This window comes from Micromonospora sp. NPDC049801 (assembly GCF_040656575.1).
Lineage (GTDB): Bacteria > Actinomycetota > Actinomycetes > Mycobacteriales > Micromonosporaceae > Micromonospora.
Genome location: NZ_JBFAMS010000004.1, coordinates 164,718 through 186,980, shown reverse-complemented (window position 1 = coordinate 186,980; position 22,263 = coordinate 164,718). Strand labels below are relative to the sequence as shown.

The 22,263-nt window shown below is 71.3% G+C and carries 16 protein-coding genes and 1 pseudogene; 9 read left to right on the top strand and 8 right to left on the bottom strand.

The window, feature by feature from the left end; genetic code table 11:
• Window positions 1-38 precede the first annotated feature (38 nt).
• The 3 genes from AB0I89_RS09055 to AB0I89_RS09045 all read left to right on the top strand — a co-directional run bounded on the left by AB0I89_RS09055 (window position 39) and on the right by AB0I89_RS09045 (window position 2,114).
• Window positions 39-1,151 carry an FAD-dependent monooxygenase gene (locus tag AB0I89_RS09055; RefSeq protein WP_357122661.1) on the top strand — a complete coding sequence of 371 codons (1,113 nt, stop codon included), beginning with the start codon at window positions 39-41 and terminating at the stop codon, window positions 1,149-1,151.
• Window positions 1,152-1,295: 144 nt separating this feature from the next.
• Window positions 1,296-1,424, top strand: coding sequence for a hypothetical protein (locus AB0I89_RS09050; RefSeq protein ID WP_357122658.1), 129 nt, complete (start codon window positions 1,296-1,298; stop codon window positions 1,422-1,424).
• 333 nt (window positions 1,425-1,757) lie between these two features.
• Complete coding sequence (locus AB0I89_RS09045; protein ID WP_357122655.1) at window positions 1,758-2,114, top strand: nitroreductase family deazaflavin-dependent oxidoreductase; 357 nt, start codon at window positions 1,758-1,760, stop codon at window positions 2,112-2,114.
• Between the two features lie 102 nt (window positions 2,115-2,216).
• Here AB0I89_RS09045 and AB0I89_RS09040 read toward each other — a convergent pair whose 3' ends face one another.
• Window positions 2,217-5,123, bottom strand: coding sequence for a vitamin B12-dependent ribonucleotide reductase (locus tag AB0I89_RS09040; protein ID WP_357122652.1), 2,907 nt, complete (start codon window positions 5,121-5,123; stop codon window positions 2,217-2,219).
• Between the two features lie 35 nt (window positions 5,124-5,158).
• The gene (gene nrdR / locus AB0I89_RS09035; RefSeq protein WP_357122649.1) at window positions 5,159-5,659 is read right to left on the bottom strand and encodes a transcriptional regulator NrdR; all 501 of its coding nucleotides are present in this window, start codon (window positions 5,657-5,659) and stop codon (window positions 5,159-5,161) included.
• A gap of 518 nt (window positions 5,660-6,177) precedes the next feature.
• Between nrdR and lexA the strand changes: the two genes are divergently transcribed.
• On the top strand, window positions 6,178-6,963 hold the full coding sequence (gene lexA, locus AB0I89_RS09030; RefSeq protein ID WP_355053253.1) for a transcriptional repressor LexA: 786 nt from the start codon (window positions 6,178-6,180) through the stop codon (window positions 6,961-6,963).
• Window positions 6,964-7,077: 114 nt separating this feature from the next.
• On the opposite strand, the gene AB0I89_RS09025 is transcribed toward lexA, so the two are convergent.
• Both AB0I89_RS09025 and hflX read right to left on the bottom strand, forming a co-directional pair.
• A complete protein-coding gene (locus AB0I89_RS09025) occupies window positions 7,078-8,820 on the bottom strand; it encodes a hypothetical protein (RefSeq protein ID WP_357122645.1) in 1,743 nt (580 codons plus the stop codon).
• Window positions 8,821-8,870: 50 nt separating this feature from the next.
• Window positions 8,871-10,325, bottom strand: a complete 1,455-nt coding sequence (hflX, locus tag AB0I89_RS09020; protein ID WP_357122642.1) for a GTPase HflX — start codon at window positions 10,323-10,325, stop codon at window positions 8,871-8,873.
• Window positions 10,326-10,510: 185 nt separating this feature from the next.
• Here hflX and AB0I89_RS09015 point away from each other — a divergent pair, with 185 nt between their 5' ends.
• Complete coding sequence (locus AB0I89_RS09015; protein WP_355053250.1) at window positions 10,511-11,977, top strand: NAD-dependent malic enzyme; 1,467 nt, start codon at window positions 10,511-10,513, stop codon at window positions 11,975-11,977.
• Between the two features lie 150 nt (window positions 11,978-12,127).
• On the opposite strand, the gene dapF is transcribed toward AB0I89_RS09015, so the two are convergent.
• The 3 genes and pseudogenes from dapF to AB0I89_RS09000 all read right to left on the bottom strand — a co-directional run bounded on the left by dapF (window position 12,128) and on the right by AB0I89_RS09000 (window position 14,650).
• A complete protein-coding gene (gene dapF, locus AB0I89_RS09010; RefSeq protein ID WP_357122638.1) occupies window positions 12,128-12,973 on the bottom strand; it encodes a diaminopimelate epimerase in 846 nt (281 codons plus the stop codon).
• A gap of 7 nt (window positions 12,974-12,980) precedes the next feature.
• Window positions 12,981-13,883, bottom strand: a pseudogene (gene miaA / locus AB0I89_RS09005) (tRNA (adenosine(37)-N6)-dimethylallyltransferase MiaA); the annotation flags it as partial.
• Window positions 13,883-14,650 (bottom strand): hypothetical protein, encoded by a 768-nt coding sequence (locus tag AB0I89_RS09000; RefSeq protein WP_357122635.1) that lies wholly within the window; start codon window positions 14,648-14,650, stop codon window positions 13,883-13,885. The pseudogene miaA and the gene AB0I89_RS09000, both read right to left, overlap by 1 nt.
• A 201-nt stretch (window positions 14,651-14,851) precedes the next feature.
• Here AB0I89_RS09000 and AB0I89_RS08995 point away from each other — a divergent pair, with 201 nt between their 5' ends.
• The 3 genes from AB0I89_RS08995 to AB0I89_RS08985 all read left to right on the top strand — a co-directional run bounded on the left by AB0I89_RS08995 (window position 14,852) and on the right by AB0I89_RS08985 (window position 20,314).
• A complete protein-coding gene (locus tag AB0I89_RS08995; protein WP_357122632.1) occupies window positions 14,852-16,060 on the top strand; it encodes a DUF349 domain-containing protein in 1,209 nt (402 codons plus the stop codon).
• Between the two features lie 922 nt (window positions 16,061-16,982).
• A complete protein-coding gene (locus tag AB0I89_RS08990; RefSeq protein WP_355053246.1) occupies window positions 16,983-18,590 on the top strand; it encodes a cellulase family glycosylhydrolase in 1,608 nt (535 codons plus the stop codon).
• A 344-nt stretch (window positions 18,591-18,934) separates the two neighbouring features.
• On the top strand, window positions 18,935-20,314 hold the full coding sequence (locus AB0I89_RS08985; protein WP_357122629.1) for a cellulose binding domain-containing protein: 1,380 nt from the start codon (window positions 18,935-18,937) through the stop codon (window positions 20,312-20,314).
• 46 nt (window positions 20,315-20,360) lie between these two features.
• Here the strand turns inward: AB0I89_RS08985 and miaB are convergent, their stop codons facing one another.
• A complete protein-coding gene (miaB, locus tag AB0I89_RS08980; RefSeq protein WP_357122626.1) occupies window positions 20,361-21,860 on the bottom strand; it encodes a tRNA (N6-isopentenyl adenosine(37)-C2)-methylthiotransferase MiaB in 1,500 nt (499 codons plus the stop codon).
• Window positions 21,861-21,915: 55 nt separating this feature from the next.
• Between miaB and AB0I89_RS08975 the strand changes: the two genes are divergently transcribed.
• On the top strand, window positions 21,916-22,167 hold the full coding sequence (locus AB0I89_RS08975) for a DUF2277 family protein (protein WP_357122623.1): 252 nt from the start codon (window positions 21,916-21,918) through the stop codon (window positions 22,165-22,167).
• Window positions 22,168-22,263 lie beyond the last annotated feature (96 nt).

The window sequence follows — 22,263 nt, the reverse complement described above, 5'->3', positions numbered from 1 at the left end:
GCAGCTCAGCCGGCCGGCGCAGCGGAAGGGAACACGTCGTGCGGGGTGACAATGTCCGGGTACTCATCGTCGGCGGGGGCATCGCCGGGCTGGCGACGGTCGCCGCGTTGCGTCCGTGGGGCGCGACGGTCGACGTGGTCGAGCGGGCACCCGGGCCGACCGACTCCGGCACCGGCATCTACCTCACCGGCAACGCGACCCGCATGCTCGACGTCCTCGGGCTGCGCGAGCCGGTCGCCGACGTCGACGTGGAGATCACCCGGCAGCGCAGCGCCAACCAGCAGGGACGTCGCCTCTTCGACATCGACGTGACCGCGCTGTGGCAGGGCGTCGGCCCGTGCGTGTCGCTGCCGAGGGCGCGACTGCACCGGGCCCTGGCGGCCGGCGTCGGAGACGCCCCGATCCGCTGGGGTCGCCACCCGGTCGCGCTCGACCCGGAGGGCGACCGGGTCGCCGTCGAGTTCGACGACGGCAGCACCGGACGGTACGACCTGGTGATCGGCGCGGACGGGGTGCACTCGACGGTGCGCCGGCTCGCCTTCGCCGGTCAGGCGGCCCGCGACCTGGGCCAGTACGCGTACCGCTGGGTCGCTCCCCGGATCGACGACGAGCCGTTCTGGTCGGTGCAGCTGGGGCGGGGCCGGCAGTTCCTGACCATCCCGATCAGCGCCGAGCACACGTACTGCTACTACAACGACGGCCCGGTGGCCGACCGGCCGGGCTGGCGCGACGACGTGGCCGCGTCGTTCACCGAGCCGGCGGCGACCATGCTCAAGGCCCTCGACCACGACGACAGCACCCTGCACGCCGGCCCGAACCAGGAGGTCGTCCTCGACTCCTGGACCCGCGGGCCGGTGCTGCTGATCGGCGACGCCGCCCACGCCACCTCGCCGAACATGGCCCAGGGCGCGGCGATGGCGCTGGAGGACGCGGTCGTGCTCGCCTCGTCGCTGGCCGCCGCCGACTCCCTCCCCGAGGCGCTACGGGGGTACGAGGCGCGGCGACGCCCCCGCACCAACTGGGTGCTCAGCCAGACCCACCGCCGGGACAAGGCCACCGGCCTCCCGCCCGCGCTGCGCGACCTGGTGATGCGCCGCCTCGGTGAGCAGATGTTCCGCTCGAACTACGGTCCGCTGTTCGCCCAGCCCTGACCCCCGTCGGGTCGGTCGGGACACATTCCACGATCATGCGCCCGGATTCCACGACCCGTTCAGCCGCCACCGCGCCCGGCTCACCAGGCCGGGTGGACGGTCGCCAGGCACGGCCGGCAGCAGCGGATCCGGGGAGTGGAGCCAGTGCGCAGACAGTGGACGAGCTGGGCGTTCGCCGCGGTGGCGACCGGTGTGGTGGTCGGCGTCGTGCCGTCTGCCGTGGCGGGCGCGATGGACGGCGCGCGGGCAGCGCCCCTCGGCATGATCCCTTGATGCTGACCAGTCGTGGCCGAGCTGCTGCGACTGGTCAGCATCAGATGATCGTGCCGGTGTTCTGAGCAGGAACTGGCTCACGCAGCCGCCTTGTCAGGCCACTCAGCCCGGCAGGGCGAGTTCCAGATCGCGACGGGTCAGGGCGGCGCGCAACCGCAGCCCTTCGGCGGCCAGATTCTCCAGCCCGCCCTGCTCGCGGTCGATCGCACAGATCACCGAGTCGACTGTCGCGCCGTTGGCCCGTAACTGCCGGCTCGCATCTCCCCGGCTGGCAACCAACCTCCGTGCCCACCGCCTTGACCTCAAGTTCGCTCAAGGTCCGAGCATGGGTGCATGACGGTGCTGAACGAGACGCGACAGGCGCTGGAGCAGCAGCGCACTGTGGACATCACGACGACCGGGCGGCGGAGAGGTCAGCCGAGAAGGACGGAGATATGGCGCTATCAAGCCGGCGGCCGCTACTGGCTCACGGGGAGCCCGGGGGCGCGTGACTGGTACGCCAACGTACTCGCGCATCCCGAGTTCACGCTGCATCTGGCCGGCCTGGAGGTGCAGGTGCGAGGGCGTCCCGTGACCGACCCGGACGAGCGGGCACTCGTGCTCGGCGAGATCGTCCCGACCCTGGACTGGGCCGGAAGCTTGGAAGGCTGGATCGCCGGAAGCCCTCTGGTGGAGATCGAATTCGGCTGACAACGCCCAACTTCGCGGACATCTCCCGAACCGGAACTGAGCCTCGCAAACAGCGCTGCCCCGACCTCCACCAAGGAGGCCGGGGCAGCGCTGGGGCGTACGTCAGCTGCAGCCGCTGGTGGAGCCGCAGCCCTCGCAGACGTAGCAGCTACCGGCCGGGCGCATCTTCGTACCGCAGGTGAAGCAGAGCGGCGCGTCGGCGGCCTTGCCGATCACGGCCTCCAGCAGCTCGGTGCTGGAACCCACGCTCGTCACCGGCTTGGCGGCGGCCACGTCGGCCATCTCCTGGGCCGGCTGGGCGACGGCCTCGGTCTTGGCCGGAGCCTCCACCGGCGCGGAGGACGCCATGGCGGTGAGGTCCGCACCGGTGACGGCGGCGGCCTCCGCGTCGGCCTCGGCCCGCAACTGGGCGGCCCGCTCACCGGCGGTGAAGATGCCCAGCTCGGCGCGGCGCTCGTAGGGCAGGAAGTCCAGTGCCAGGCGACGGAAGATGTAGTCCATCACCGAGGCCGCCATCCGCACGTCCGGGTCGTCGGTCATGCCGGCCGGCTCGAAGCGCATGTTGGTGAACTTGCTGACGAACGTCTCCAGCGGCACGCCGTACTGCAGACCGATGCTGATGGCCACCGAGAAGGCGTCCATCACCCCGGCCAGGGTCGAGCCCTGCTTGGACATCTTGAGGAAGACCTCGCCGAGGCCGTCGTCCGGGTAGGACGACGCGGTCAGGTAACCCTCGGCACCACCGACGGAGAAGCTGACCGTCTCGGACGGGCGCTTCTTCGGCAGGCGCTTGCGCACCGGCCGGTACTCGATGACCTTCTCCACCGCGGCCGGCGCGGCGGTCGTGGTCTCGACGGCGGCCGGCTCGGTGGCCTTGTTCTTCTTGGCCACCGACAGCGGCTGGCCGACCTTGCAGTTGTCCCGGTAGATCGCCAGGGCCTTGAGGCCGAGCTTCCAGCCCTCGAAGTAAATCTTCTCAACGTCCTCGACGGTGGCCGCCTCCGGCATGTTGACCGTCTTGGAGATGGCGCCGGAGACGAACGGCTGGATGGCCGCCATCATCCGCACGTGGCCCATCGGGGCGATGGTCCGCTCACCCATCGCGCAGTCGAAGACCGGGTAGTGCTCCGGCTTCAGGCCCGGGGCGTCCACCACGTGGCCGTGATCGGCGATGTGCTCGACGATCGCCTCGACCTGCTCCTCGGGGTAGCCGAGGCTGCGCAGGGCGCGCGGCACGGTCTGGTTGACGATCTGCATCGAGCCGCCGCCGACCAACTTCTTGAACTTGACCAGCGCCAGGTCCGGCTCTACGCCGGTCGTGTCGCAGTCCATCATGAAGCCGATCGTGCCGGTCGGGGCGAGGACGCTGGCCTGCGCGTTACGCCAACCGTTCTTGTCACCGATCTTGTTGCCCTGGGTCCACTGCTTGGTCGCCTCGCGGACGATCGCGGTCGCCACCGGGCTGGTCGGCTTGATCTCGTCATTGGCGGCGGCGTGCTTGCGCATGACCCGCTTGTGCGGCTCGGCGTTACGGGCGTAGCCGTCGTACGCGCCGACGACCCCGGCCAGCTCGGCCGAGCGCCGGTACGCGGTACCGGTCATCAGGGACGTGATCGCGGCGGCGACCGAGCGGCCCTGCTCCGAGTCGTACGGCAGACCGGTGGCCATCAGCAGGGCGCCGAGGTTGGCGTAGCCGATGCCGAGCTGCCGGTAGGCCCGCGACGTCTCGCCGATCTTCTCGGTCGGGAAGTCGGCGAAGCAGATCGAGATGTCCATCGCGGTGATGACGAACTCGACGGACTTGACGAACTTCTCCACCTCGAAGCCACCGTCGGCGCGGAGGAACTTCATCAGGTTGAGCGAGGCCAGGTTGCACGAGGAGTTGTCCAGGTGCAGGTACTCCGAGCACGGGTTCGACGCGGTGATCCGCCCGGTCTCCGGGCAGGTGTGCCAGTCGTTGATCGTGTCGTCGTACTGCAGGCCCGGGTCGGCGCACTCCCAGGCGGCCTGGGAGATGGCACGGAAGAGGTTCTTGGCATCGACGGTCTCGATCGTCGCGCCGTCCAGCCGACCGCGCAGGTCGAAACCCTTGCCGTTCTCGACCGCCGACATGAACTCGTCGGAGACCCGGACCGAGTTGTTGGCGTTCTGGTACTGCACGCTGACGATGTCGGAGCCGCCGAGGTCCATGTCGAACCCGGCGTCGCGCAGCGCGCGGATCTTGTCCTCCTCGCGCGCCTTGGTGACCACGAACTCCTGGATGTCCGGGTGGTCCACGTCGAGGATGACCATCTTGGCCGCGCGCCGGGTGGCACCGCCGGACTTGATGGTGCCGGCCGAGGCGTCCGCGCCACGCATGAAGCTGACCGGGCCGGAGGCGTTGCCGCCGGAGGAGAGCAGCTCACGGGACGAGCGGATGCGCGACAGGTTGACGCCGGAGCCGGAGCCGCCCTTGAAGATCAGCCCCTCCTCCTTGTACCAGTCGAGGATGGAGTCCATCGAGTCGTCGACGGCCAGGATGAAGCAGGCGCTGACCTGCTGCGGCGACGGCGTACCGACGTTGAACCAGACCGGCGAGTTGAAGCTGAACACCTGGTGCAGCAGCATCCAGGTCAGCTCGTGCGCGAAGATCTCGGCGTCGGCCGGGCTGGCGAAGTAGCCGTACTCCTCGCCGGCGGTGCGGTACGTGCTCACCACCCGGTCGATGAGCTGCTTGAGCGACCACTCCCGCTCCGGGGTCCCCACCGCGCCCCGGAAGTACTTCGTGGTGACGATGTTCGCCGCGTTGACGCTCCACGACTCCGGGAACTCCACGCCCCGCTGCTCGAAGTTGATCGAGCCGTCCCGCCAGTTCGTCATCACGACGTCCCGGCGCTCCCACGAGACCTCGTCGTACGGGTGGACCCCCTCCGTCGTCCACACGCGCTCGATCTTCAGCCCCGCGCCTGCCTTGTTCCGTGAACGGCTCGTTGTCACGCCGTCGCCCCCCTCGTCTGCGCGGTCACCCACCGCGCGTCCTGATCTCTCGGAAAAACAGTGAAGTCTCAGTTGGCACGGCCGGCGGCCTCGACCGCGTCGGCCCGACCCTGCTCCCGGGCTCGCGCCGCAGCCCGCAGCGTCTCGATCTCGCGCTCGAAGTCGGCGAGCGAGTCGAAGGAGCGGTAGACGCTGGCGAACCGCAGGTAGGCGATCTCGTCCAGGTCGCGCAGCGGGCCCAGGATCGCCAGGCCCACGTCGTGGCTGGGGATCTCGGCGGCCCCCTTGGCCCGGACCGTCTCCTCCACCCGCTGCGCGAGCAGCGCGAGTGAGTCGTCGTCCACCGGCCGGCCCTGGCACGCCTTGCGCACCCCGCCGATGATCTTCGTGCGGCTGAACGGCTCGGTCACCCCGCTGCGCTTGACGACCGCGAGGACCGCCTCCTCGACCGTGGTGAACCGCTTGCCGCACTCCGGGCAGGAACGCCGCCGTCGGATGAGCTGACCGTCGTCGGCCTCCCGCGAGTCGACCACCCGGGAATCGGCGTGCCGGCAGTACGGACACCGCATCGCGGACCCCCTAATCATGATCAATCGCGTCGTACCGGACACACCCGGGCACAGGCCGCCGCAACGGTGCCATGCGCTCATGGCGCCCGCTGTGATCGACCCTACGGGAGTGCGGTCGGTAGTCAGACCCAACCTGTGGGCAACTTACGCCCGTGTCACTACTACATCTAGGGGTCGACGGTATGTCGCCGACGAACCCGGGTCAAGTTGACCGGCGTGTCCGGCGCGTCACGGACCATCGGCGTCGTCCACCCCCCGCGAGACCAACGCCGACACCCCGCCCGGGTTACCGGCCACCCACCCAGAGCGCGACCGGAATCGGCCAACAATCGAACACGCGTGCTACTCGACGTACCATTTATCAGAACATCCGTACGAGGAGAGTGGTTTTTCACCCCGACACGCCGGTGAGAGGTCGTACAGATGTTTGAAAATGACCGATCTCACCTATACGGTCAGGAACAACCGCACGCACCACGAGCCGACGAGGCACCCAGCGCCGACCAGGGAGGACGGACGTGACCGAGGACCGGGCCAGCCGGCCGAAGAGCCCGCAGCAGATTACCGAGGCGGGCCCGCCGGCCACCCGACGCCGCACCGCCGCGCGCAGCCGGACGGGTCAGCCCGCCGTGCGCCCGGTCACACCGGTGGTCAGCGCCTTCCCCGACCCGGCGACGGTCGACCTGACCGCCCGCCAGCGCCGCATCCTGGAATTCATCCGCACCTGGGTGGAGCGGCACGGCTACCCGCCGAGCGTCCGGGAGATCGGCGAGGCGGTCGGCCTGGTGTCCCCGTCGAGCGTCGCCTACCAGCTCAAGGAGCTGGAAAAGAAGGGCTTCCTGCGACGCGACCCCAACCGACCGCGCGCCGTGGACGTCCGGGCGCCCAGCGAAGCCATCGACGACGAGCTGTCCCGCGCCCAACGGCCCACCCCGGCGTACGTGCCGATGCTCGGCCGGATCGCCGCCGGTGGACCGATCCTCGCCGAACAGGCCGTGGAGGACATCTTCCCTCTCCCCCGCGAGCTGGTGGGCGAGGGCGAGGTCTTCATGCTCCAGGTCAAGGGCGACTCGATGCTCGACGCGGCGATCTGCGACGGCGACTGGGTCGTCGTGCGGCAGCAGCCGACCGCCGACTCGGGTGAGATCGTGGCCGCCATGCTCGACGGCGAGGCGACCGTCAAGACCTACCGTCGCCGGGACGGGCACGTCTGGTTGATGCCGCAGAACCCGGCCTTCGACCCGATTGCCGGTGACGACGCCACCATCATGGGCCGGGTCGTCGCGGTACTCCGCCGGATCTGACCGACACGCGGGTGGGTGCCGTCGGCGCTCACCCGCGTCGCTCGACCGTTCGCCCCCTGCTGACCGGGCAATCCGGCAGAACCGTCGCAGTGCGGCCAGGTGACGCCGATCGCGTCAGTAGCGGTCGCCCCGAGGGCCACGACCGCCGCCGGGATACTGCCCGTACGGGTCGACGGGCGCGTCATCCTCACGTCGGCGACCGGGCCGCTGAGCCCGGTAGTCCGGCTCCTGCCCACCGCGGCGCGGCGGCTCGGCCCGACCACCGCCGGCTCGACCACCGCCGGGCTGACCGCCGCCGGGCTGACCGCCGCCGGGCTGGCCACCGCCGCCGTACACACCGCCGCCCGGCCGGCCACCACCGCCACCGGGCCGGCCCCCTCCGGGACCGCCGGCACGGCCGCCGCCGTACACACCGCCGCCGGCCGGAGCGCCGGCCGGAGCGCCGCCAGCCCCACCGGGCCGGGCAGCGCCGTAACCGCCTCCTGCCGGGCCGGCTGGACGCCCACCCCCAGCACCGGCCGGACGTCCACCCCCGCCGCTGGGGCGTTCGCCTCCGCCGCCGTAGACAGCACCGCCAGCGGGAGCGGCACCGCCCCGGCCGGAGCCGCCGTAGACCCCGCCGCTGGCTGCTGCGCCGCCGTACACGCCGGCGTTGGGACGGCCGCCGCCCGGCGGAACACGGTCGGCCCCGGGCGTGCCAGCGCGGTCGTCGGCGTCGTCCGCCGAATCGTCGGCGGCGGGCGGTCGACGGCGGGCGCGCACGATGCCGAAGATGCCGGCGCCGACGAGCAGCAGACCGAGTACGCCGACCGCGCCCACCAGATAGGTGATATCGGTGAAGCTGAGCCCGTCCATCCACGACTTCTTGGCCGCCGGCTTGTCGCCCGCGGTCGCCGCCAACGGCTCGGCCGCGCTGGTGGACGGCGTGTAGCTCAGGATGTCGACCGGCTCGTCGGCGGCGAACTGACCGGCGTCGGAGACCGTCACGAAGGACTTGCCGTCCGGGGTGTAGGAGATCGCCTCGCCGAACGGGTCGGCCAGCGCCGTCACCCGTGGCTTACCGGTGGTGAGCGCTCCCACGATGTCGTTGTCGGTGACGTCGTACTCGAAGGCGTCCGCGTAGGTACGGACGACGACGCGGGTGCCATCCGGCGATCGGGCTGCGCCGGTGATCGCGAGCCGCCCGTAGACGCTCAGCGGATTCTCGGTGGTGGTCTTCGGCAGCTTGATCTCGCCGACCTTCTTCATCGGCACCGGCGGGGTGTCGCCGTTGTTCAGCTTCGCCGACGGGGTGAAGATCTCCGAGTTGCCCTTCGCCACCTTCGTGATGATCAGTGGCAGGCCGTCGGCCCCCACCAGCAGCGCCTCCGCGTCACGGGGCTTGTTCTCCGGGTAGGAGAGCCGGTGCAGCACCGGCTGCTTGTTACCGGCGATCGGCATCGTCCAGACCGCGATCCGCGTCCGCCGCTCCTTGCTGGTGGCGTTGTCGCCGATGTCACCGATCCACAGGGTGTCGCCCTTCGGCGAGACGGCGAGATCCTCGGTGTCGAACGGCCCCGAACCCGAGTAGCGGACCGCATCCTTGGCGACCTTGCACTTGCTGTCGAGGAAGAAGATCCGCTTCCGCGAGTCGACCTCGGTGCCGTCGTTGATGACGATGTAACCGCTCTTGGTCGCGACCAGGCCGGACAGCTCCCGCAGGCGCTCGTCGGTGACCGTACAGCGCTTCTTGCCGGCGACCGCGGCGAGCGGCTGGGATGACACGGGAGCGGGAGCGGCTACGGCGACTCCGGCCAGCGCCACGGTTGCCCCGAACAGGCCGAGGGCAACCGTGACCGAGGAAACAACGCGGCGCATTCGGCCAGTGTCGCATGCCGCGCGTTTCGGATGGATGACGCCGGGGCCGCTCAAGGCCGGCTGCCGACCGCCTCGCCCTTGGGCGCCACGTCGTACGGCGCCAGCTCGGCGGCGAGCGCCGCGCTGACCCGGACGTGCAGCAGAGTGCCTTCCGCCAGGTGCGACGTGCTGAGCACCTCGCCCGAACGGTGCACCCGGGACACGAGGTCCCCCCGGTCGTACGGCAGGACGGCCCGCACCTCCACGGCGGGCTGCGGAAGCCGCTCCTCGATCGCCGCGCGCAACCCGTCGACGCCCCGACCGGAGTGCGCCGAGACGAAGATCGCGTCCGGCCAGAGGCGCTTGAGCCGCAGCAGCGTGTCCTCGTCGGCGGCGTCGGTCTTGTTGACCACCAGCAGCTCGGGGAGCCGGTCCGCGCCCACCTCGGCGAGCACCTCGTGCACCGCCCGCACCTGCTCCTCCGGATCCGGATGGGTGCCGTCGACGACGTGCACCACCAGATCGGCCTCCGCGACCTCCTCCAGCGTCGAGCGGAACGCCTCGACGATCTGGTGCGGCAGGTGCCGTACGAAGCCGACCGTGTCGGAGAGCGTGTAGAGCCGCCCGTCCGAGGCGGTGGCCTTGCGGGTCGTCGGGTCCAGCGTGGCGAACAGCGCGTTCTCCACCAGGACGCCCGCGCCGGTCAGCCGGTTGAGCAGGCTGGACTTGCCGGCGTTGGTGTAGCCGGCGATGGCCACGGCGGGCACCGAGTTGCGGGTACGACGGGCACGCTTGGTGACGCGTACCGTCTTCATGCTCTTGATCTCGCGACGCAGCCGGGAGATGCGGTGCCGGATGCGCCGCCGGTCGGTCTCCAGCTTGGTCTCACCGGGACCACGGACACCCACACCGCCGCCGGCGCCGCCGCCGCGACCGGAACCACCGGTCTGGCGGGACAGCGTCTCACCCCAACCGCGCAGTCGGGGCAGCAGGTATTCGAGCTGGGCCAGCTCGACCTGCGCCTTACCTTCCTTGCTCTTGGCGTGCTGGGCGAAGATGTCGAGGATCAGCGCCGTGCGGTCGACGACCTTGACCTTGGTGCGCTGCTCCAGGTTGCGCAGCTGCGACGGGGACAACTCGCCGTCACAGATGACCGTGTCGGCGCCGGTGGAGAGCACCACCGCGCCGAGGTCGTCGACCTTGCCGCGACCGATGTAGGTGGCCGGGTCGGGTCGCGTACGACGCTGGATCAGCCCTTCGAGCACCTGCGAGCCCGCCGTCTCGGCGAGCGCGGCCAGCTCGGTCAGGGAATTCTCCGCGTCGGTCACCGTGCCCTCGGTCCAGACGCCCACCAGGACCACCCGCTCCAGCCGAAGCTGGCGGTATTCCACCTCGGTGACGTCGCTGAGCTCGGTGGAGAGGCCTGGGACGCGCCGGAGAGACTGCCGCTCCGACAGGTCCAGCTCGCCGGTGGTGACATCGTCGAACTCGTCCTCGACGGGGACGAAGTTCTCCTGGTCTCGCAAGCGGTTCTCCTGTCCGTTTTGATAAGTAGAACGTAATCCTGACACGTCACAACGCCCAGCGCACCTGCTATATGCCCGTGCTGGAGGTCGCCAAAAGCGGGGGCGAATACCAGTCGACCTCCACAACCCGGTAGAAATGCTCAGGCGGCGGCCGACCGGCCGCACAGCCGTGACGGAGGGATCCCGTGGCCATCACCCGACTGCCGAGCGCCGGATTTTCGATCACCATCCGGATCGCCGTGACCGCGGACGCATCCTCGATCGGTCGGCTCACCACCTCCGTCGGCGAAGCCGGAGCGATCGTCACGGCGCTGGACGTGGTGGACTCGGACCCGACCCACGTGATCGTCGACCTGACCTGCGACACCGCCGACGCCAAGCACGCCGACCAGGTGGTCGACGCGCTCCGGACGCTGGACGGCGTGGACGTGCGCAAGGTGTCCGACCGGACGTTCCTCCTGCACCTCGGCGGCAAGATCGAGGTGACCTCGAAGGTCGCCCTACGCAACCGTGACGAGCTGTCCCGCGCGTACACCCCGGGGGTGGCCCGGGTCTGCATGGCGATCGCCGAGAACCCGGCGGACGCCCGGCGACTGACCATCAAGCGCAACACCGTCGCGGTGGTCAGCGACGGCTCGGCGGTGCTCGGCCTGGGCAACCTGGGCCCCGCCGCCTCGCTGCCGGTGATGGAGGGCAAGGCCGCGCTGTTCAAGCGCTTCGGCGGGGTCGACGCCTGGCCGGTGGTGCTGGACACCCAGGACACCGACGAGATCGTGCAGATCGTCAAGGCGATCGCGCCCGCGTACGGCGGAATCAACCTGGAGGACATCGCCGCGCCGCGCTGCTTCGAGATCGAGGCCCGGCTGCGCGAGGCGCTGGACATCCCGGTCTTCCACGACGACCAGCACGGCACCGCGATCTGCGTGCTGGCCGCGCTGACCAACGCGCTGCGCGTCGTGGGCAAGCAGCTCTCGGACGTCCGGGTGGTCGTCTCCGGCGCGGGCGCGGCCGGCACCGCGATCATGAAGCTGCTGCTGCGTCAGGGCGTCGGCGACATCATCGCGTACGACCGCCAGGGCGCCCTGCACCGCGGCCTGACCGACCTCAACCCGGCCTGGCAGTGGCTGGCGGAGAACACCAACAAGGAGAACTACTCGGGCGACCTGCCCGGGGCGATCCGGGGCGCCGACGTGTTCATCGGGGTCAGCGCCCCGAACCTGCTCACCGGCGACGACATCGCCGGCATGGCGAAGGACGCGATCGTCTTCGCGCTGGCCAACCCCGACCCGGAGGTCGACCCGCGGGAGGCGCGCAAGCACGCCGCGGTGGTCGCCACCGGCCGCTCGGACCAGCCGAACCAGATCAACAACGTGCTCGCCTTCCCCGGGGTGTTCCGCGGCATGTTGGACGCGCACGCCGAGGAGTTCACCGAGGAGATGGCGATCGCCGCGGCGCGGGCCATCGCCGACGTCGTCGGTGAAGACAAGATCAACCCGACGGTGATCGTGCCGAGCGTCTTCGACTCCCGGGTGGCCCCGGCGGTCGCCGCCGCCGTCCGCGCCGCCGCGCACAACCCGAGCCCGCTCCCGGCCGCCGACCCCGGCCCGGCGGACCTCCCCGAAATCGCCGCCACCGCCAGCGCCACCCCCTAAACCCCCACCTAGCCCCCTCCCCCGCCCGGCCCCGCTTCGACTTCCCCGGTGATCAAGAGGTTCGCGTCAGAATCGGTGCGATTCTTGACGCGAACCTCTTGATCAACACGTGCGAAGGGCCCGGAGGCAGGTGGGGTGGGGTTGGGGGGGTTAGGGGGTTGGGGTGGGGAGGGTTACCTGGCCGGTTGCTACCAGGATTGCGGGGCCGGAGAGCCAGCAGGAGTCCTTGGTGACCGTTACGGTCAGGCGGCCGCCGGGGACGTCCACCGCCACCACACCGGTGTCCCGGCCGGCGTCACGCAGGACCACGGCCGCCACCGCGCAGGCGCCGGTGCCGCAGGACAGGGTCTCGGCGCTGCCGCGCTCGTACACCCGCATGAGGCTGTGCCCGTCGGTGTCGCCGACCGGGTCGCCCGCCACGATCAACTCGACGTTCACGCCGGCCGGGAAGACCGCCGGGTCGAACTCGGGCGCGACGGTCAGGTCCAGCGCGGACAACTCCACGCCACCGGGCAGGACGCACACCAGATGCGGGTTGCCGACGTCCACGACCGTGCCGGACAGGGTCAGACCACCCAGGGTGGCGGCCGACTCGTCGTACATCCGGGGTCTGCGCATCTCGACGGAGACCGCGCCGCCCTCGACCAGCGCGCGCACGACGCCGGCGCGGGTGGCCACCGGCAACGCCGCGCCGACGGGCGTGGCGAGCCCGGTGTCGAGCAGGTAGCGCACGAAGACCCGGGCGCCGTTGCCGCACATCTCGGCGAACGAGCCGTCCGCGTTCCAGTAGTCCATGAACCACTCGGCCTCGCCGGCCTGGCCGGCGCCGTCAGGATGCTTGGCCGCGCGGACCACCCGCAGTACGCCGTCCGCGCCGATGCCGCGACGCCGGTCGCAGAGCGCCGCGACCAGCTCCGGGGTCAGGTCGAGCTGACCGTCCGGGTCGGGCAGGAGGACGAAGTCGTTGCCGGTGCCGTGCCCCTTGGTGAACTCCACGATCCCATCATCGCGCAGCAGCCGGCACCAGGTGCAGGGCGGCCTCGATCAGGTCCGGCGCGGCCGAGTCGAGCCACTGGATGCGGGGATCACGCCGGAACCAGGACCGCTGCCGGCGGACGAACCGCCGGGTGGCCCGGACCGTCTCGTCGTGCGCCTCTTCCTCGGTCAGCTCGCCGTCGAGCAGGCGCAACACCTGCTGGTAGCCGAGCGCCCGGCTCGCCGTCCGCCCCTCGGCCAGGCCCCGGCCGACCAGCTCGCGGGTCTCGTCGACCAGCCCGTCGGCCCACATCCGGTCCACCCGCAGCGCGATCCGCTCGTCCAGCAGGCCGGTGTCGAGGTCGACGCCGAGCTGCACCGACGGGTAGTACGGGGTGGGCTGCGGCAGCGACGCGGCGAACGGCGCGCCGGTCAGCTCGATCACCTCCAACGCCCGGACGATCCGCCGGCCGTTGCCCGGCAGGATGCCCTCGGCGGCCACCGGGTCGACGGCACGCAGCCGGGCGTACAGCGGCGCCGGCCCGACCTCGGCCAACTCGCGTTCCAGCCGTTCCCGCAGCGCCGCGTCGGTGCCCGGGAACTCGAAGCGTTCCAGCACCGCCCGCACGTACAGCCCCGAGCCACCCACCAGCAGCGGCACCCGCCCCCGGGACAGGATGTCGTCCACCGCCGCACGGGCCAGCCGCTGGTACTCCGCGACGCTGGCCGGCTCGGTCACCTCCCAGATGTCGAGCAGGTGGTGCGGCACGCCGTCCCGCTCGTCGACGGTCAGCTTCGCGGTGCCGATTTCCATGCCCCGGTAGAGCTGCATCGAGTCGGCGTTGACCACCTCACCGTCGAGGGCGTGCGCGAGCGCGATGCTCAGCGCCGACTTGCCCGCCGCCGTCGGCCCCACCACCGCGACGACTGTCACATCCGCTCCCAGGACGCCACGAAGTAGGCCACCCCGTAGGGCGCCGACTCGTGCAGCAACTCGCCGCGCCACCCGCCGCCGCCGACGCGGGCCGCGTCGGCGAGCACCTGCCACGCCGCCCGGCCGGCGACCTTCAACTGCGCCGACAGACCGGGGTCCAGGTCGCGCAGGGCGTCCAGGTCCGCCTCGGCCAGGGCCGTGGCGACCCCTTTGTCGTACGGGAGAGCGCGCTGGTCGTCGTACCCGGGAGCCTGCTGGCCCCGGCAGGCCGACCCGTCACCGAGCACCAGCAGCGCCACCCGGTCGCCGGCGGCGGCGACCTGGGCGCCGAGCGCGGCCACCTCGACCGGCCCGGCGTCGGCGGCCACCTGAACGGCGGTCACCTGCGCTGCGGTCTCGGGCCCGGCCGCCACCCGCGTCGCGGTCGCCTGCCCGGCCGTCGTCGGCCCATGCCGGGACAGCAGCCACGCGCCGATGGTCAGGCTCAACGGCAGCACGGCGCCGCGGTCCGGCTGGCCGGGGACCAGGGGCACGTCCAGGTCGACGCCCCACGGCTGGAGCGAGCCGGTGGCCGGGGGCTGGACCGGGCCGGTCACCGGGCCGACGCCGAGCAGCACCACCACCTCCGGGCCGGTCGCCAGCAGCCGGCCGACGGCGAGATCGCAGGCCGACCGCAGGTCGTCCAGTTCGCTGGCGGCGGCACCGGCCACTTCGGGCACGAGCAGGGGCGGATGTGGGCAGACGGCGGCGGCGACCAGTGGCACCCGTTCACCGTAGCGGGAATCCCCGGTGCGTCTCCGCCGCGATCCGGTCAATCAGGCCCTAGGACACCGTATGGTCACGGTCGGCGATAGGCGCTCGACGCGGACCGGGTCGGACCTGTGACAATGCCGGAAGCAACTTGGCTGCGCCGTGGCGGCGACGGGGGACTGCTCCCTCGACGCCGGGAGAACGAGGATGGGCACATGAGCGACTGGACTGCCTTCGGACGGGTGGACGCGGACGGCACCGTTTACGTCAAGACCGCCGAGGGCGAGCGGGTGGTCGGATCCTGGCAGGCAGGAGCGCCGGAGGAAGGGCTCGCGCACTTCGCGCGCCGCTTCGCCGACCTGGTCACCGAGGTGGATCTGACCGAAGCGCGGCTCAACTCGGGCGCGGCGGACGCCGGGCACTCGTTGAGCACGATCCGGCGGATCCGCGCCACGCTGCCGGAGGCCCACGTGGTCGGCGACATCGACGCCCTGACCGCCCGACTGGACAAGCTGGCGACCCTCGCCGAGGAGAAGGCCACCGAGGCGCGCGCCGCCCGGGACGCCGCCCGCGGTGAGGCCCTGGCCCGCAAGACCGCCCTGGTCGAGGAGGCCGAGAAGCTCGCCGCGGAGTCGACCGGTTGGAAGACGGCCGGTGACCGCCTCAAGGAGATCCTCGACGAGTGGAAGACCATTCGCGGGGTCGACAAGAAGGCCGACGGCGAGCTGTGGAAGCGCTTCGCCGCCGCGCGGGACGGCTTCACCCGACGCCGCGGCGCCCACTTCGCCTCCCTGGACGCGCAGCGCAAGCAGGCGCAGACCGTCAAGGAAGAGCTGGTCGCCGAGGCCGAAAAGATCAAGGAATCCACCGAGTGGGCCGCCACGGCCAACCAGCTCAAGGAGCTGATGACCCAGTGGAAGGCCGCGCCCCGCGCCTCCAAGGAGGCCGAGCAGAAGCTCTGGGAACGGTTCCGGGCCGCCCAGGACGCCTTCTTCAGCCGGCGCAGCGAGGTCTTCTCGGCACGGGACAACGAACAGCGCGGCAACCTGGAGCGTAAGCAGGCCCTGCTGGCCGAGGCCGAGGCCCTGGACATCGACGCCGACCCCAAGGGCGCCCAGGCCAAGCTGCGCGAGATCCAGGCACAGTGGCACGAGGCCGGCCGGGTGCCCCGCGAGGCCGCCGCCGGGCTGGAGCGCCGGTTGCGCGTCATCGACGACAAGGTCCGCGAGGTGATGGACTCCGCGTGGCGGCGTACCACCAAGGAGGACAACCCGCTGCTCGCCCAGATGCGGGCCCAGGTGGCGGAGGCCGAGGAGCGGCTGTCCCGGGCGCAGAGCGCCGGGGACGCCCGGCGCATCAAGGAGGCCGAGCAGGCCCTCGCCTCCAAGCGACAGTTCCTCCAGCTCGCCGAGCAGGCCGGCTGACCCGACGCAATTCGCGAGCCCCCGGTCCCCGCGCGGGACCGGGGGCTCGCGCGCGTCCCGGGGTCGTCCACTCCGCACCACCTAGCCGCGCATCCCCACCTCATCCGACACGCACGCCCGCACGCCCGCACGCCCGCACGCCCGCACGCCCGCACGCCCGCACGCACGCCCGCACGCCCGCATGCCCGCATGCCCGCATGCCCGCCAAGATCCTCACAACATCCCCGAAGTTGCTGCCTCGGACGCGCGGGAAGCAGCAACTTCTCAGAAGTTGTGAGGATCTTGGAGCGGGCTAGCGCGGGGGCGCGGGAGTCAGGCCTCAGGCGTCTGCCCATCGACATGATCGCGCTCGATCCTGGATCCAGTGGCTATCCAACGCGGTGACACCACTACTTCCAGGATCGAGCACGATCTTGCCGCCACCGGGCGGCGCGGGGGCGGCGCGGGGGCGGCGCGGGGGCGGCGCGGGGGCGGCGCGGGGGCGGCGCGGGGGCGGCGCGGGGGCGGGACCGGGGCGGACCGGGACCGGGGCGGGACCGGGCGGGACCGGGGCGGGACGGGACCGGGGCGGGACCGGGGCGGGACCGGGGCGGGACCGGGGCGGGACCGGGGCGGGACCGGGGCGGGACCGGGCGGGACCGGGGCGGGACCGGGCGGGACCGGGGCGGGACCGGGTGTGCAGTTGACGCATTGAGGTGGGCTGATGAGAATGGGCGACGGAGTCAGGTAGGGCCACCGGGCCGAGGGCGCCGACGGCGAGCATCGCCGTCGAGGATCGGCCGGTGAGCTGCCGCGAGTTTCCCGTCCGCGTGACATGGGCCGTCGCGCACTGTCCGCGTACCCCCGAAGGGGCCGTGATGTGCGCACGGCCGCCTGCCGACGTCGTCGATGGACGGCGTCGTGCGTCCGAAGTGGAGCTCGAATGACCCGTACGAAAGCTCTCGGCAGCGCGCTGACCGCGCTCGCCACCGCCGCGGCCGGCGTGTTCCTCGCCGCCACCGTCAGCACCACCCCGGCTTCCGCCGCCGGTACCGGAACCGGTTATCTGCACACGAACGGTAGCCAGATCGTGGACAGCACCGGGGCCACGGTCCGGTTGACCGGCATCAACTGGTTCGGCATGGAGACCGACAACAAGACCTTCCACGGGCTCTGGTCGAGCAATCCGTGGCGGGGTCAGCTCGACACGATGGCCCGGCTGGGCTACAACACGCTGCGGGTGCCGTACTCGAACGACGCGCTGAAGGCGGGCGCGACCGCCACCGGGATCAACGACTTCGTCAACCCGGACCTGGTGGGGCTGTCGCCGTTGCAGATCCTGGACAAGGTGATCGCCTACGCCGGCAGCAAGGGGATGCGGATCATCCTGGACCGGCACCGGCCGACGTCGGCGGGGCAGTCGCCGCTGTGGTACACGTCGACGGTCTCCGAGGCGACCTGGATCAACGACTGGAAGATGCTCGCCCAGCGGTACGCGGGCAATCCGACGGTGATCGGCGCGGACCTGCACAACGAGCCGCACGCCGAGGGTACGAACCCGGCGGCCACCGGCGCGTGCTGGGGTTGCGGCGACACGGCGCGGGACTGGCGGCTCGCCGCGGAGCGGGCCGGTAACGCCATTCTCGGTGTGCAGCCCAACTGGTTGATCTTCGTGGAGGGGGTGAGCTGCCCGAGCGGTGGTCTCTCCAACGTGTGGGACAACGACCCGAGCAACGACGAGGACTGCGGCTGGTGGGGCGGCAACCTGTCGAAGGCCGGTCAGTACCCGGTCCGGCTGAACGTGGCGAACCGGCTGGTCTACTCGCCGCACGAGTACGCGACGTCGGTGTACCGGCAGACCTGGTTCGACGCCCCGGACTACCCGGCGAACATGCCGGCGATCTGGGACAAGTACTTCGGTTACCTCTACAAGCAGAACATCGCCCCGATCATGATGGGTGAGTTCGGCAGCACCCTGGCCGACCCGAAGGACCGGGTGTGGCTGGAGAAGTTGATGGCGTACACCGGCACCGGCGTGACCGGGATGTCGTTCACCTACTGGTCGTGGAACCCGAACTCGGGTGACACCGGCGGCATCGCGCTGGACGACTGGACCAACATCAACACCACCAAGCAGGCGATCCTGCAGCCGTACCTGATCGCGCCGAGCGGCGGCGGACCCACCGGCGGGCCGACCGGCGGCCCCACGGGCGGGCCGACCGGCGGGCCGACGAGCGCGCCCCCCGGCGCCTGCACGGCCACCTACCGGCAGGTCAACGCCTGGCAGGGCGGCTTCCAGGGTGAGTTGACCGTGAAGAACACCGGCACTGCCGCAGTGAATCCGTGGTCGGCCACCTGGACCTGGCCGTCCGGCGTGACGCTGGGCAGCGGGTGGAACGCCACCGTCACCCAGTCCGGTACGACGGTCACGGCCGCCGCGCCCAGCCACGCGCCGTCTCTGGCGGCGGGCGCCTCGGTCACCGTGGGCTTCACCGCCAACGGTACGGCCAGCGCCCCGGCGACCGTGAAGCTCAACGGCGCGAGCTGTTGAGCAACCGAGGTGGTCGACGCCCACGCCGAGGGCGTCGGCCACCTCGGGCCGGGCGCACGTCGTGCCGGGCCGAGAGCCGGGCGCACGCCGGGCCAGGCCAGGGCAGGCGCACACCGAGCCCTCCGTAGGGCGGCGGACCAGGGCCGCACGGAGCATTTACATCAAGGTTCTTCTATGCTTCCATCGGGAAAGCGCTTGCCTTCGCTGCGGCCGGCGCGAACGCGGGAGCCGCTTCTTCGCACCGAAACGCACCGGCGGACCCGGGACCTGAGATCCCGGATCACCTAGCCGCCCACGGGCATGGGCGTCGCGACAGTGTGTCCGCCTCATCGAAAGGAAGCAGCATGCGCACAACACAGCGTCGGATGACGCTGCTCGCCACCACCGCCGCCGCGACCGCCGCGCTGGTCACCAGCGGTCTCCTGACGGCCGTGTCGGCCCAGGCGGCAGCCGGCTGTCAGGTCGCCTACTCGGTCGCCAGCCAGTGGCCGGGTGGGTTCACCGGCAACGTCACGGTCACCAACCTCGGCGACCCGGTCTCCGGGTGGACGCTGCGCTGGTCGTACGGGGCCGGCCAGCAGGTCAGCCAGGCGTGGGGGGCCACCGTCACGCAGAGCGGCAGCCAGGTCTCCGCCGCCAACGTCGACTACAACGGCAACCTGGCCACCAACGGCAGCGCCTCGTTCGGCTTCAACGCGAGTTGGAACTCCAGCAACCCGGCGCCGACCAGCTTCACCCTGAACAACGTGGCCTGCACCGGCGGCACCACCACCCCGACCATCGCCCCACCGACCACCCCGGGCACGCCCACCAACCCGCCCACCACGCCGCCGATTCCCAGCGATCCGCCGCCGAGCGTTCCGCCGCAGACCGGCCTGGTCGGCTGGGCCACCCAGAACGGCGGCACCACCGGCGGTGGCGGCGCACCGGCGACCACCGTCACGAACGCCTCGGCGCTGACCAGCGCGCTGAACGCGACCGGGTCGGCGGTGATCCGGGTGTCCGGCACCATCTCCTGCTCGGGCATGCTGCGGGTGCGGTCCAACAAGACCATCCTCGGCAACTCCGGCGCGACGATCGTCGGCTGCGGGCTCAACGTCAGCGGTGACCGCAACGTCATCATCCGGAACCTGACCTTCCGGGACTGGAACGACGACGCGATCAACGTGCAGGAGTCGGCCACCAACATCTGGATCGACCACAACACCTTCAGCAACGGGTACGACGGCGCGGTCGACATCAAGCGCGGCTCGGACTTCGTCACGGTGTCGTGGAACCGGGTCTTCAACCACGACAAGACGATGCTGCTCGGGCACAGCGACGACAACGGCGCCCAGGACACCGGGCACCTGCGGGTCACGTACCACCACAACTGGTTCGACGGCAGCAAGCAGCGCAACCCCCGGGTGCGCTTCGGCAACCCGGTGCACGTCTACAACAACTACTACCGGGCCAACACCGGCTACGGCGTGGCCTCCACCGAGAACGCGGGCGTGCTCGTCGAGGGCAACTACTTCGAGAACGTCCCCGACACGTACCACCTCGGCGAGGCCGACTCCGGGCCGGGCCGGCTGGTGGCCCGCAACAACCACTTCGTCAACTCGCCCGCCGGCCAGACCGGTGGCAGCGTCGCCAGCATCCCGTACTCGTACCAACTGGACACCGCGAGCAACGTCAAGTCCATCGTGACGGGCGGCGCCGGCGCCGGTCGCATCACGGTCTGACCGTGGGTCGGTCGGGGTCCGCCGTGCCGGCGGGCCCCGACCTGCGTCAGTGCGCGGCGCAGCCGCCGGCGGGCGCGGGCGCGACCGCCGGGGCACCGACCGTGGGCAGTCCGAGCAACACCCCGGGGGTACGCGGGGAGCGCCCGGCCTCGGCGGCGTCACCGGCCCGGGTCCGGCGGTGCGACAGGGGCGCGCCGTCGGCGTTGAGGTGGTGCGGCGCGGCGTAGGTGATCTCGGTGTGCACGATGTCGCCGGGCCGGATCGACCCGGCGAAGCTGCCGGCGTCGAAGTGCACGAGACGACCGTCGCGGGCCCGCCCGGACAGCCGCCCGGTCCGCTCGTCCTTGCGCCCCTCGCCGACCGCGACCAGCACCTCGACGGTCTCCCCCACCAGGCGCTTGTTCTCCGCCCAGGTGATCTCCTCGACGCAGGCGATCAGCCGCTCGTAACGCTCCTGCACGACCTGCTTGGGCAGCTGGCCGTCCATGGTGGCGGCGGGGGTGCCGGGGCGCTTGGAGTACTGGAAGGTGAAGGCCGACGAGAAGCGGGCCTCGCGCACCACGTCCAGCGTGCGCTGGAAGTCGGCCTCGGTCTCGCCGGGGAAGCCGACGATGATGTCGGTGGTGATCGCCGCGTCCGGCATCGCCGCCCGGACCTTCTCGATGATCCCCAGGTACCGCTCGGAGCGGTACGACCGGCGCATCGCCTTCAGCACGTCGTCGGAGCCGGACTGCAACGGCATGTGCAGCGAGTGGCACACGTTCGGGGTCTCGGCCATCGCGGCGATCACGTCGTCGGTGAAGTCCTTCGGGTGCGGGCTGGTGAACCGGACCCGCTCCAGGCCGTCGATCTCACCGGTCGCGCGCAGCAGCTTGCCGAACGCGTACCGGTCGCCGAACTCGACGCCGTACGAGTTGACGTTCTGCCCGAGCAGGGTCACCTCCAGCACGCCCTCGTCGACGAGGGCGCGCACCTCGGAGAGGATGTCGCCGGGGCGCCGGTCCTTCTCCTTGCCGCGCAGAGAGGGCACGATGCAGAACGTGCAGGTGTTGTTGCAGCCCACCGAGATCGAGACCCAGCCGGCGTACGTCGACTCGCGGCGGGTCGGCAGCGTGGACGGAAAGACGTCCAGCGACTCCAGGATCTCCACCTCGGCGGCGGCGTTGTGCCGGGCCCGTTCCAGCAGGACCGGAAGCGCGCCGATGTTGTGCGTGCCGAAGACCACGTCCACCCAGGGCGCCTTGCGGACGATCTCGCCACGGTCCTTCTGCGCCAGGCAACCACCGACGGCGATCTGCATCCCCGGGTGCTTGTCCTTCACGGGGCGCAGATGACCGAGGTTGCCGTAGAGCCGGTTGTCGGCGTTCTCCCGCACCGCGCAGGTGTTGAAGACGACGATGTCCGGGGTGTCGTCGGCTTGGGGCGCGCGCACGTAGCCGGCCTGTTCGAGCAGGCCGGAGATGCGCTCGGAGTCGTGCACGTTCATCTGGCAGCCGTAGGTGCGCACCTGGTAGGTGCGCGGGCTGCCCGCCGCTGCGGTAGTCATGACCTGGACAGCGTATCCGGGTCGGCCGGATCACCCGAACCGAGGAGCACCCGACATGTGCCGAAGCATCAAGACGTTGCGGGAGCCGTTCACCCCGCAGGTGACCGACGCGGACATCGAGGCGGCGGCGTTGCAGTACGTCCGCAAGATCTCCGGCTTCCGGGCGCCCGCCGCGCACAACGCCGCCGCCTTCGAGGCCGCCGTGGCCGCCGTGACCGAAGCCACCCGCACCCTGCTCGACCAGTTGGTCGTGCGGGGATCGGGCACTGCCGATCGACCGGCCACCGCCGCCACCGGACCCGCCTGACGTCCCGACGCACCCGGCCGGCCGGATTGCTCGCCACCATCCAGCCGGCTCGGCTCGAGCGACCCCGGCCGGCTCGGCGTGACCGGCCGGCCGGTC